Annotated in this window: 9 protein-coding genes and 2 pseudogenes; 5 read left to right on the top strand and 6 right to left on the bottom strand. The window is 65.0% G+C overall.

Annotated elements, in window-relative coordinates:
• A pseudogene (locus VLK61_RS15900) lies at nucleotides 1–451 on the bottom strand (alkene reductase); the annotation flags it as partial.
• A gap of 37 nt (nucleotides 452–488) precedes the next feature.
• The gene (locus VLK61_RS15895) at nucleotides 489–1,277 is read right to left on the bottom strand and encodes an SDR family NAD(P)-dependent oxidoreductase (RefSeq protein ID WP_325422589.1); all 789 of its coding nucleotides are present in this window, start codon (nucleotides 1,275–1,277) and stop codon (nucleotides 489–491) included.
• Nucleotides 1,278–1,462: 185 nt separating this feature from the next.
• Between VLK61_RS15895 and VLK61_RS15890 the strand changes: the two genes are divergently transcribed.
• Entirely contained in the window at nucleotides 1,463–2,062 is a 600-nt protein-coding gene (locus VLK61_RS15890) for a TetR family transcriptional regulator (RefSeq protein ID WP_325422588.1), read from the top strand.
• 117 nt (nucleotides 2,063–2,179) lie between these two features.
• Here the strand turns inward: VLK61_RS15890 and VLK61_RS15885 are convergent, their stop codons facing one another.
• The 4 genes and pseudogenes from VLK61_RS15885 to VLK61_RS15870 form a co-directional block, all read right to left on the bottom strand.
• Nucleotides 2,180–3,364, bottom strand: a complete 1,185-nt coding sequence (locus VLK61_RS15885; RefSeq protein WP_325422587.1) for a thiolase family protein — start codon at nucleotides 3,362–3,364, stop codon at nucleotides 2,180–2,182.
• Nucleotides 3,351–3,506, bottom strand: a pseudogene (locus tag VLK61_RS15880) (PaaI family thioesterase); the annotation flags it as partial. The gene VLK61_RS15885 and the pseudogene VLK61_RS15880, both read right to left, overlap by 14 nt.
• Nucleotides 3,507–3,516: 10 nt before the next feature.
• The gene (locus VLK61_RS15875; protein ID WP_325422586.1) at nucleotides 3,517–4,503 is read right to left on the bottom strand and encodes an MDR family oxidoreductase; all 987 of its coding nucleotides are present in this window, start codon (nucleotides 4,501–4,503) and stop codon (nucleotides 3,517–3,519) included.
• A 666-nt stretch (nucleotides 4,504–5,169) separates the two neighbouring features.
• Nucleotides 5,170–5,721 carry a TetR/AcrR family transcriptional regulator gene (locus tag VLK61_RS15870; RefSeq protein WP_325422585.1) on the bottom strand — a complete coding sequence of 184 codons (552 nt, stop codon included), beginning with the start codon at nucleotides 5,719–5,721 and terminating at the stop codon, nucleotides 5,170–5,172.
• 402 nt (nucleotides 5,722–6,123) lie between these two features.
• On the opposite strand from VLK61_RS15870, the gene VLK61_RS15865 reads away from it, so the two are divergent.
• The 4 genes from VLK61_RS15865 to VLK61_RS15850 all read left to right on the top strand — a co-directional run bounded on the left by VLK61_RS15865 (nucleotide 6,124) and on the right by VLK61_RS15850 (nucleotide 11,168).
• Entirely contained in the window at nucleotides 6,124–6,948 is an 825-nt protein-coding gene (locus VLK61_RS15865) for an SDR family NAD(P)-dependent oxidoreductase (RefSeq protein ID WP_325422584.1), read from the top strand.
• Nucleotides 6,949–7,098: 150 nt separating this feature from the next.
• Nucleotides 7,099–8,688 carry a GMC family oxidoreductase gene (locus VLK61_RS15860; protein WP_325422583.1) on the top strand — a complete coding sequence of 530 codons (1,590 nt, stop codon included), beginning with the start codon at nucleotides 7,099–7,101 and terminating at the stop codon, nucleotides 8,686–8,688.
• A gap of 45 nt (nucleotides 8,689–8,733) precedes the next feature.
• Nucleotides 8,734–10,236, top strand: coding sequence for an aldehyde dehydrogenase family protein (locus VLK61_RS15855; RefSeq protein ID WP_325422582.1), 1,503 nt, complete (start codon nucleotides 8,734–8,736; stop codon nucleotides 10,234–10,236).
• 35 nt (nucleotides 10,237–10,271) lie between these two features.
• Entirely contained in the window at nucleotides 10,272–11,168 is an 897-nt protein-coding gene (locus VLK61_RS15850) for a SphA family protein (protein ID WP_325422581.1), read from the top strand.
• Nucleotides 11,169–11,172 lie beyond the last annotated feature (4 nt).

Genomic DNA, 11,172 nt, shown 5'->3' with positions numbered 1-11,172 from the left:
CGGTCGCGATATCTTCTTGCGTCATCGGCCGTGGCGCGGTGTGCGGCTGCATGCCCTTGGCGTCCGTGTGCATCTCGCCAGGGCAGACTTCGGCCGATGGCCCGATCACCTCGGCGCCTGCCGGGAGGTTCGCGATGTGGGTCACGCGGCCGGTGTGCATCAGTTGCACGAAGATCTTGCCGCCCTTGGCATGAACGGCGTCGGTCACGAGCTTCCAGCCACGAACATGCTCTTCGTTGAACAAGCCGGGTATGCGCGCGTAGCCCAGGCCATTCGGGGAGGGTGATGTGCCCTCGGTGACGATCAAGCCAGCTGATGCCCGCTGGCCGTAGTACTCGGCCATCAGCGCGTTGGGGGTGTTGTTCGCCGCGGCCCGGCTGCGCGTCAGTGGCGACATCACGGCGCGGTTCGAAAGGGCCAAGGCACGCGTGTCAAATTTGTCGAAAAGCATGTTGATACTCCAGTTGTACTCAGTGCACCTGCAGCGCTCAGCTCGCTGTCTGATAGCGCTGCGCGACCTGCGACTGCTTGATTTCCGAAAGCAGGCCCTGGCGCGCTCCGTCGAGGGCATCCCAGCGTGCGGCGTTTTGCAGGGGCGGAATCGTCACGAGTTCGCGGCGATCGAAGCCGACCAGCGCGGCATCGACCAATTCGCCCACTTCCATCACCTCGGGCAAGGTCTTGATGTCGATGCCCGCACGCTCCCAGATCTCGGTGCGGGTGGCGGCCGGCAGCACGGCCTGGACGTAGACGCCCTTGGGCGCGAGTTCCAGGCTGAGGCCTTGCGAGAGGAACAGCACGAAGGCCTTGGTTGCGCCATAAACCGTCATGCCGAATTCAGGCGCCAGGCCAACGACCGAGCTGATGTTGATGATCGCGCCTTCGCCGGCCTTCACGAATCGCGGAGCAACCGCGCTGGCGAGCCGGACGAGAGCGGTCGTGTTGAGCGCGATGAGCCGTTCGTTGGCCTCGGCTGTCTGCTCGATGAAGCTGCCCGACTGGGCGGCTCCGGCATTGTTGATGAGGATCCCGATGCGGGCGTCATCTCGCAGGCGCGCCTCGACGATGCTCAGGTCGCCAGACTTGGTGAGGTCGGCCTGGATGACATCGACGGCAACGCCGCTTTCTTGACTCAGGCGGGTCGCGAGAGTGTCCAGTCTTGCCTTGTCGCGCGCGACCAGAACGAGGTCGTGGCCCCGGCGCGCGAAGCGCTCGGCGTAGATGGCACCGATACCGGTGGACGCGCCTGTGATGAGGACGGAGGGACGGGTGGTCATGTGTGTCTGCTCGCTTGGTTAGGTAGGGTCCCCGCCAGGGTCGGGGCGTCCGCTCACCCGTTGATTCACGGGTGGAACAGCATCAATGATGACGAACATAATCTAAATCGTCAAGCACTTTGATGATCATCGACATCAATGTATAGTGGCGCCCTGGTCTGGCGTGAAGGAAGAGGCGTATTGCGATGAAGGTCACCAAAGCACAGGCCCAGGAAAATCGGGCGCACATCGTCGCGACGGCCTCTGCATTGTTCCGGGAACGTGGCTACGACGGCGTCGGGATCGCGGACCTGATGGCGGCTGCCGGCTTCACGCATGGCGGGTTCTACAAGCACTTCCGCTCCAAGGCCGACCTGATGGCCGAAGCGGCGGCGACCACGATTTCGCGGGCTGTCGCAGACAGCACCGGCTCAGACCTCGCCGAGTTCTTCAAGTCCTATGTGTCCCGGGCCCACCGTGATGCCCGAGGCGTGGGTTGCACGATGGCGGCTCTCTGCGGGGACGCTGCACGTCAGTCGGAGAGCGTCAAGTCGACGTTTGCCGCCGGGATTGACAGCCTGGCGACGACCCTCGAGCGCGAAGTTGCGACGCTGGGCGACGTGGATCAGCGCGAAGCGCGGGCCAAGGTGATCGGCAGCTTTGCGCAGGCCGTGGGCGCCGTGGTGTTGTCCCGGGCCTGCCCGGACGACTCTGCGCTGGCGGATGAGATCTTGGAGGTCTGCCGCAGGGAGATTCTCGCGTCACTGTTGCCGCCGATGCACAGCAGGCAAGCGACGGCAACCTGACCGTCGTTCGACGAAGGCGCCGTCGCACGGACAAAGTTCTGGCGCCGGCCCCCGCCTTGACTGCGAAGGCCGCATTTCGAGCACCGCGCTCCTCACGCGTAGCGCGTCATGTCGCGGTCAGAGCATCTCCAGCGCGAGGGCAATGCCCTGGCCGCCGCCGATGCAGAGGGTCACGATGCCCCGCCTCAAGCCGTCGCGCCGCATCGAGTGCAGCAAGCGCGTGGTCAGTACGGCGCCCGTTGCGCCGATGGCGTGGCCGTGGGCGATGGCGCCGCCCTCGACATTGACGATGTCTTCCGGCAGGCCCAGTTCCCGCAGGCAGGCCAGGGTGATCGCGGCGAACGCTTCGTTGATCTCGATGCGCTCGATGTCCGTGTGCTTCCAGCCGGCGCGTGCAAGGGCCAGTTTGACCGCCGGCACCGGCCCGATGCCGAACATGCCCGGCTCGACCGCCGCGACGGCGTGGGAGACCAGGCGCGCCATCGGCTTCAACGCCTGCTTCTCCGCGAAGCCTCGCTCCGCAACGATCATCGCGGCCGCGCCGCTGTTGAGGCCAGGCGCGTTGCCGGCAGTGATCGTGCCGTCCTTTCGAAACGCCGGCTTGAGCTTGGCCAGCGTGTCGACCGTCGTGTCGGGCCGATTGGTTTCGTCCTTGGAGAAGCTCACCGGTCCCTTGCGGCCGGTGAGTTCGACCGCGACGATCTCATCCGCGAACTTGCTTGCAGCCTGCGCGTTGCTGAAGCGCTGTTGCGAACGCGCAGCCCAGCGATCCTGGTCCTCACGCGCAATGCCGTACCGGCTGACGAGATCCTCGGTGTGCCAGCCCGAATGTTGACCGCTGAACGCATCGTGGAGACCGTCTCGCAGCAGGCTGTCGAGCATGTGGGCATCCCCCATGCGGTAGCCCCAGCGCGCGCCGGGCACCAGGTAGGGCGCCTGGTCCATGTTCTCCATGCCGCCGGCAACCGCGACCTGGGCATATCCCGCCGCGATCTCGAGTGCTGCAGTGGCGATCGCCTGCGCGCCCGATCCGCACACCCGATTCACCGTCAGGGCAGGCACCTGAACAGGCAGCCCGCCGCCGATGGCCGCCTGCCGCGCCGGGTTCATGCGGGCGCCGGCCTGGATCACATGCCCCATCACAACGGAGTTGACGACATCCGCGTCCAGTCCCGAACGGCGCAGGGTCTCGCGGATGACCGCTGCACCCAGGTCAGGCGCCGGCGTCTCCTTCAGCGCGCCGCCGTAGCTGCCGATCGGTGTGCGGACCGGCGTGCAAAGAACGATGTCAGGCTGGGACATGTGAACTCCTTGAAGTTGTTGCGGGTTGGTCAAAGATCAGGCACGTCGTCGTCGCGTGCGCATAGAGCTTGCCGTCAGGACCGACGATGCGTCCTTCGGCCGTGGCCACTTGGCGGCCGACGTGAATGACCTCTGCTCTCATGGTTTCCCGATCACGCGTTGACATCGACGACCGTGCGGCCCTGGACTTTTCCTTCGAGCATGCGGCCGGCGATTGCGGGCAGCTCGGCAAGGCCGACCAAGTGAGTCGTGCGTGCCAGCTTGCTCAGGTCCAGGTCCCGTGCCAGCCGCGACCAGGCCTGGATGCGAAGCTCCTGAGGTGCATTGACAGAATCGATGCCCGCAAGCGTCACGTTGCGCAGGATGAAGGGCAACACCGAGGCCGGAAGATCCATGCCCTGAGCCAGGCCGCAGGCGGCGACCACGCCTCGATAGCGTGTCATTGCCAGCACATTGGCCAACGTGACACTGCCAACGGAGTCGACCGCACCGGCCCAACGCTCAGTCGCGATCGGCGCGCCCGGCTCCGACAGTGGCGTGCGGTCGATGACTTCTGCCGCGCCGAGACTGCGCAAATACGCGCTTTCCTCAGAGCGTCCGGTCGACGCGACGACGCGGTAGCCGAGGCCCGACAGCAGCGCGATCGCGATGGAGCCGACGCCACCATTGGCGCCGGTGACGAGGATGTCACCACTCTGCGGCGTGAGACCGCCGTGTTCGAGCGCCAGCACGCACAGCATCGCCGTGTACCCGGCCGTGCCGATGGCCATCGCGTCCTGGGTCGAGAACGCGTCGGGAATCTTGACCAGCCACTCGCCTCTGACACGCGCCTTCTGTGCGTATCCGCCGTGATGGGTCTGGCTCAAGCCCCAGCCGTTCGCGACCACGCGATCGCCAACCGCGATACCCGGGAAGGAAGACGCCTCCACGGTACCGGCGAAGTCGATGCCGGGGATCAGGGGGAACTGGCGGATCACCGGGCCACGCCCGGTGACGGCCAGGGCATCCTTGTAGTTGACGGTCGAATAGTCGACGTCCACCAGGACGTCTCCGGGCATCAGATCTTGTTCATTCAGCTGGACGACACGGGTTGAAACTTTGTCGCCTGTCTTGCTGGCGAGCAGCGCCTGGAAGGTCATCGATATCTCCTGAGGTGGCCTTGTTGGGACCGGTGTGAAGCGGCGTGGTCGGTTAAGCCGCGAACCGCAGCGTCGAGGGGGCATCGGGCTTCATCAGGTTCGCGTCGAACGGCGTGTTGATGTCTCGGCCAGGATTCGGAATTCGCGACTCGTCGACGTGCCTGGTCCACAGGGACTCAGAAGGACGCATTTGACGAGATGCGTATTGCATGATGTTCATCATACTTAAAGACGAAGCGTCGGCAGCGTGGTTCGGTTGATTCAGGTGGGCGCCAGGTGCTTCATGGCTGCATGGCGCAAGGCGTGGATCGCCCGTTCCGCTGCTGACAAGATGCGCTCGTGTGTGGCTTCCTTGGCCCGTGTTCTGGCGTTGGGCTTTGATATTTGCATGATGCATATCATACGGTGTTTGCGAAACGTGTGCTGTGATGTCCAGCCAAGTCGATGCTGGAGTGCTTGCCCGTTTCGTATTGAACGCCCGGCAAGGAACACTCATCCGGACGAAGGGGGTGAAGACTGAAGAGCCGCTCCGGAGACTTCAACGCGCTGGTCTTCACCGTGCTTCTGGCGTGACGAGGTGCGACTGAACGCTGCGGGGGCGCGCCAAAGTCGCCCCGCTGGCTGCCTTGGGTTTGCGCATCATCCGGCCTGAACCAGACCTGCAGCTCAGCGCTTCTTGCTCAACTCGGTGATCAGAGCGGTAAAAACCAAGTCGCTCGTCGCCGCGACCTCCCTGGCAGACGTCGTGCCCCATTGACGCAAGGACAGGACGCCATTGAACGCGGCCAAGATGGCACGCGCCGCTTCTTCCAAGGGGACCCGAAAGCGACCCGAATCGACGAGGCGTTGAACAAGCGCTCGCATGTCGGCGAATGTTTCATCGAGCAGTTCTGGATGGCGCTGAGCTTGCTCGACGAGCAGGGCGTAAAGGTGGGGGTGCTTGAACGTGAAGTCGACGGCATCATCCCAATGTGTTCTCAACTGCTTCATCAGATCCTCAGACGCTTTGGGAACGCGCCTGCGTGACGTGAACTCGGCCCGTCCCTGCCTGATGAGCGCCATCGCAAGGGAGTCCATGTCACCAAAGTGATGGTAGAGCGTGGGCGCCGTGATGCCGACAGCCGCGCAAATGGCACGGGTTGTCAAACCAGCCGGCCCGCGCGCTTCCAGCAGGGCCGCGGCGGCCCGAAAAATTGCGGTCTCGGTGTCGGATGCCACAGATGAGTTCGGAAAAGGCGATTGAAGGGGTTCTGCGAAAGGAAAGTCGGCTCTGCTCATTGGGGCCGCACGCACCAAGCAACGGTCGCCGGCCTTCGATCCATTCTACGTACGCGGCATGTTGCTTGTGCCGCGTGTGTCAGCGAGTTCGAGTCCAGGCGATTCACCAGGAACCACGGCTCCGGGCGGCAACCACCTCGACTCTGGCGCGTCGGTGTCGTGAGCGGGCTGGGCATTCGCCCTCCGACCCGGGAGCCTTCCCTGTTTTGATCATCATATCGATGCTATATTGTTAATATATCTTCGATATAGTCGCAGTCCGAGTGCGGCGACCATCCTTGCGCACCGACCGCGCAAACCTCGCAGGCCTTCCTTGGCCGTTCCACACGACAGGAGTACGATTTGAGTACATACACCGCCGTCAACATCGGCAAGCGCGCGCTGGTGACTGGCGCATCCAGCGGCATCGGCGCGGCCATCGCACGTGAGCTCGCGACGCTCGGCATTGATCTCGTGCTGACGGCGCGGCGCCGCGACGCACTCGAAGCGGTCGCCGCGACCTGCAAGGGCGTGAAGGTCGAGATCGTTACCTCGGATCTCGGCAAGCCCGATGCCGCGCATGCGCTGTGGGCCGCCGCCACCGCCGGCGGCACTATCGACATCCTGATCAACAACGCCGGGTTCGGTTACTTCCGCCGGTTCGACGAAGTCGACTGGGCGCGCGACGCGGAACTCATCCAACTCAACATGACCTCGCTCGTCGCGCTCGCGCGATGTTTCGCCGACGCGCGCAAGGCCAGCACAGCACCCGCGCACATGTTGAACATTGCGTCGACCGGCGCCTACCAGTCCGTGCCGAACATGGCGCTATACGCCGCGTCGAAGGCCTTCGTCCGCAACTTCAGCGAGGGTCTCCATGACGAGCACCGCGGCACGCCGCTGTCAGTGACCTGCATCTGCCCTGGCGGCACCGAAACCGCGTTCCACGCCGCGTCCGGCGGGGGCGACTACTCGTGGATCGCGAACGCGTCGACGAAAAGCCCGGAGTTCGTGGCGCACGCCGCGGTCCGCGCGATGCTGCGCGGCAAGCGCACGGTTGTGCCCGGCTTGTTCAACAAACTGTCGTGCTTCGGCGTGCGCTTCTTGACGCGGCGGTTCGCGTCGCGGGTAGCAACTCAAGTGCTCGGCAAGCCGCGCTTGGCGCTGCCTGCGCGAAGAGTGACTTGAGCCAAAGCAGCCGAGCGCGCACTGCGGATTGATTCACAGCGCAGTTCCATCGAAGTTGCTTGGGCAGCAAGCACTTGTTCACGACGATGCCTCCCAACGATCCAAACAGCATTTCGCATGCGGGGTCGATGCAAATTCGGAGACATCACGTTGGACAAGCAAGTCGTCGACTACATCGTCGTTGGAGCCGGCTCGGCCGGTTGCGTCATCGCACACCGTCTGATCAAGGCGGGCCACTCGGTTCTGTTGCTGGAGGCCGGTCCAACCGACGCCACCAAGTTCGTCAAGATGCCGGCGACCTTCGTGCGCGTGATCGGCACGGAGCGGTCGTGGATCTACGAGACGACCCCGCAGCCGCATGCCAACGGCCGCAAGATGTACGTGCCGCAGGGCCGCATGACGGGCGGAGGCAGTTCACTCAACGCGATGGTCTACATCCGCGGGGCGGCCGCCGACTACGACGCGTGGGCCGAAGCGGGCTGCACCGGCTGGTCCTGGAAAGACGTGCTGCCGATGTTCAAGCGCGCCGAAAGCAACATGCGCTTCTCGGGCGAGATGCACGGCACCGAAGGGCCGCTGCGCGTCAGTGACACGAAGTTCCGCCACCCGCTGAGCCTGGCCTTCCTCAAGGCGGCTCAGGAAGCGGGCTTGCCGTACAACGACGACTTCAATAGCGGCCGCCAGGACGGCGTGGGCTTCTACCAGACCACGACCATCGACGGCATGCGCGGCAGCACGGCGGCGACCTACCTCGCCGCGGTGCAAGCAGACCCGAAGCTCACCCTGGTCAACGGCGCGCACGTGCTGCGCGTGACGATCGAAGGTGGCCAGGCGACAGGTGTCGAGTACCGCATGAGCGACGGCACGACGAAGCGGGCCACCGCGAACCGCGAGGTCGTGCTCAGTGCCGGCGCTCTGGCCAGCCCCAAGCTGCTGCAAGTCTCGGGCATGGGCCCAGGGGAACTGCTGCGACGCATCGGCGTACCGGTGCATCACGAACTTCCCGGTGTCGGCGAGAACTTCCAGGATCACCTCGAGATCATTGCCCATGGCCGCTGCCGCGAGCCGATCAGCCTGCTCGGGCAGGACAAGGGCCTCACGGCGCTGAAGCATGGCGTGCAGTGGGAGCTGTTCAAGACCGGACTGCTAACGTCCAATGTCGTCGAGAGCGGTGGCTTCGTCGATACCTCGGGCAGCGGCCGCCCGGATATCCAGTTCCACGTGTTGCCGGTGCTGGTGGGCGATGTCGACCGCCCCATGCCCGAAGTACATGGCATCTCCATCGACCCGTGCTTCCTGCGCCCGAAGTCGCGCGGGCGCGTGCGAGCGAAGAGTGCCGACGCGATGGAGCAGGCGGAGTTCGATGGCGGTTTTCTCAGTGCGCAGGAGGACCTCGACACGCTCGTGCGCGGCTTGAAACTGGCGCGTCGCATCCTGCGCATGCCCTCGCTGCGCAAGGTGATTGCCGAAGAGCTTTATCCGGGCCCGAACGAGCACATGCCCGACGCCGAACTTGAGCAGTTCGTGCGGCAGTACGCCAAGACCGTGTACCACCCTGTGGGCACTTGCCGCATGGGCACCGACACGATGGCGGTCGTCGACCCGCAATTGCGCGTGCGTGGCGTCGGCCGTCTGCGCGTGTGTGATGCCTCGGTGATGCCCACGATCTGCAGCGGCAACACCAACGCGCCCACCATCATGATCGCCGAGCGCGGTGCCGAGCTGATGCTCGCGCGCTGAGGGCGGCGGTTTCTTCCATTGAATCATCACCCAACCCACCGCCCCATGAACTCCCAAGACCTTTCCCAGCAGGAACTGGCGCGCATCGGCTTTCTTTCGTTGCGCAGCCAGGGCAATTTCATCGACGGCGTGTTCCGCGAGGCCCACGCCAGCCAGCGCATCGAAGTCGTCGATCCCGCCACCGAGATGGTGGTGGCCGACACGCCCGACAGTGATGCCCAGGATGTTGATTTCGCTGTCACCGCCGCGCGCCGCGCGCTGGAGGATTCCGCCTGGTCGCGCATGCGGCCAGCTGACCGCGAGCGCATCCTCTTTCGGCTGTCGCAACTGATCGAAGAGCACGGCGACGAGCTCTCCGCGATGGAGACGCTGCAAAGCGGCAAGCTGCAGGGCGTGGCACGCATGATCGATGTCGGCTTCTCCGCCGAGTTCGTGCGCTACATGGCCGGCTGGGCCACCAAGCTCGAGGGCAGCACGCTGCAGAACTCGATCCCGTTTCCGCCCGGCGCTCGTTACCACACCTACACGCAGCGCGAGCCCGTCGGCGTCGTGGCGGCGGTCGTGCCGTGGAACTTCCCGCTCGCCATCGCGCTGTGGAAGATCGCGCCGGCGCTGGCCGCAGGCTGCACCGTGGTGGTCAAGCCATCGCCCGAGACGCCGCTGACCGCGCTTCGTCTCGCGGCGCTGGCGATGGAGGCCGGCCTGCCGGCGGGCGTGCTGAATGTCGTCTGCGGCGGCGGCGCGACAGGTGCCGCGCTTTGCTCGCACCCGGGCATCGACAAGATCAGCTTCACCGGCTCCACGCCGACGGGGCGCGCCATCGGACATGCTGCAGTGGACCACATGACCCGGTTCACGCTGGAACTGGGCGGCAAGTCGCCGATGATCGTCTTGCCCGATGCCGACCCGGCCGCCGCGGCCATGGGCGCTGCCATGGGCATCTTCTTCAACCAGGGGCAAGTCTGCGCCGCCAGCTCGCTGCTGTACGTGCACCGCAGCTTGTTCGACAAGGTCGTGCATGAAGTGGCGCGCATTGCCGAGGGCATGCGCATCGGCTCGGGTTTCGACCCCGCCTCCGAGCTCGGACCCTTGGTCTCACGCCGGCAGTTCGACCGCGTGATGGGCTTTCTCGATGGCGCACGCAGCGCGGGCGCCACCGCGCTGACCGGCGGCAAGCGCGCACGCGATGCCGGCTGCTTCGTCCAGCCCACCGTGCTGGTCGACGTGAACCCCACGATGCAGGTGGTGCGCGAGGAAGTCTTCGGCCCGGTGCTCGCGGCGATGCCCTTCGACGACGTCGAGGACGTGATCCGGCAAACCAACGCTTCGCCTTTCGGGCTCACGGCGAGTGTCTGGTCGAACAACTTGTCGGCCGTGCACCGCATCGTGCCGCGGCTGAAGGCCGGCACCGTGTGGGTCAACACCCACAACATGCTCGACGCCAACCTGCCGTTCGGTGGCTACAAGCAAAGCGGCATGGGCCGCGATCTGGGCCGCGCGGCCGTCGAGTCCTATACCGAAGTGAAGAGCGTTTGCATGTCGGTCTGACGCACCGGCTATTTCAAGAGTTATCAGGAGACAAGATGAGCAAGTTGAGAATGCCCGCCGCGGCTGCGGCGATGGCACTGGTCAGTCTCGTGCCTGCCGCCCAGGCAGGTGAGGGCGGTGGCTCGAGCTACCCAGGCGGCGTGGAGAACTTTCTGACCGGTGCGGCGCCACCGCCCGGCTTCTACGTGCTGGCGTACGGCAACGTCTTCCGCGCCGACAAGCTCAAGGATGACAGTGGCCATGACGTGCCGCTGCCGGTGTTCAAGATAGCGGCCAACGTGGTCTCCACGCGCTTCGTGTATTCCACGCCGACCACCCTGGCTGGCGGCAACCTGATGCTCCACGCCATCGTCCCGCTGGTGGACTTGAAGGTCGATGTGCCGGGCCTGTCGCAACGCAAGACCGGCCTGGCCGACATCACCTTTGGTCCAGGGCTGGCGTTCCACCACTCGCCGAACCTGCACAGCGTGGTTGGCTTCGATTTCGTCGCACCGATCGGTCGCTACGCCAAGGGCGACCTCACCAACATCGGCCGCAACTACTGGTCGCTCCAGCCGCTGTACACGGTGAGCTACCTCGACGCGGCCGGCTTCAACGCCGACGCCAAGCTGACCTTCAACTTCAGCCGACGCAACAAGGACACCGACTACCGATCTGGAAACGAGGTCTATCTCGACTACTCCGCCGGCTGGGGCCTGGGCAATGGCTGGGTGCTGGGTGCCGGTGGTTACGCCATGCGCCAGCTCACGAGCGACACCCAGGCGGGTGTGTCGCTGGCCAACAGCAAGGGTGCCGCCTTTGCGATTGGCCCGTCGTTGAAGTACGACAACGGCAAGGGCTGGTTCATCACCGCCAAGTGGCAGCGCGAGATGTCGGTGCGCAACCGGCCCGAAGGCAACGCGCTGTGGATCAAGACCATCCTGCCGTTCTAACCCC

The organism is Aquabacterium sp., assembly GCF_035476535.1.
GTDB lineage: Bacteria > Pseudomonadota > Gammaproteobacteria > Burkholderiales > Burkholderiaceae_C > Pseudaquabacterium.
Note: the sequence above shows the minus strand (reverse complement) of the source record. Positions and strands in the feature narration are given on the sequence as shown.

Bases quoted from the DNA above. Each gene is read 5' to 3' on its own strand.
- VLK61_RS15895 (WP_325422589.1), bottom strand. From the start codon at position 1,277: ATGACCACCCGTCCCTCCGTCCTCATCACAGGCGCGTCCACCGGTATC.
- VLK61_RS15875 (WP_325422586.1), bottom strand. From the start codon at position 4,503: ATGACCTTCCAGGCGCTGCTCGCCAGCAAGACAGGCGACAAAGTTTCA.
- VLK61_RS15885 (WP_325422587.1), bottom strand. From the start codon at position 3,364: ATGTCCCAGCCTGACATCGTTCTTTGCACGCCGGTCCGCACACCGATC.
- VLK61_RS15855 (WP_325422582.1), top strand. From the start codon at position 8,734: ATGAACTCCCAAGACCTTTCCCAGCAGGAACTGGCGCGCATCGGCTTT.
- VLK61_RS15850 (WP_325422581.1), top strand. From the start codon at position 10,272: ATGAGCAAGTTGAGAATGCCCGCCGCGGCTGCGGCGATGGCACTGGTC.
- VLK61_RS15890 (WP_325422588.1), top strand. From the start codon at position 1,463: ATGAAGGTCACCAAAGCACAGGCCCAGGAAAATCGGGCGCACATCGTC.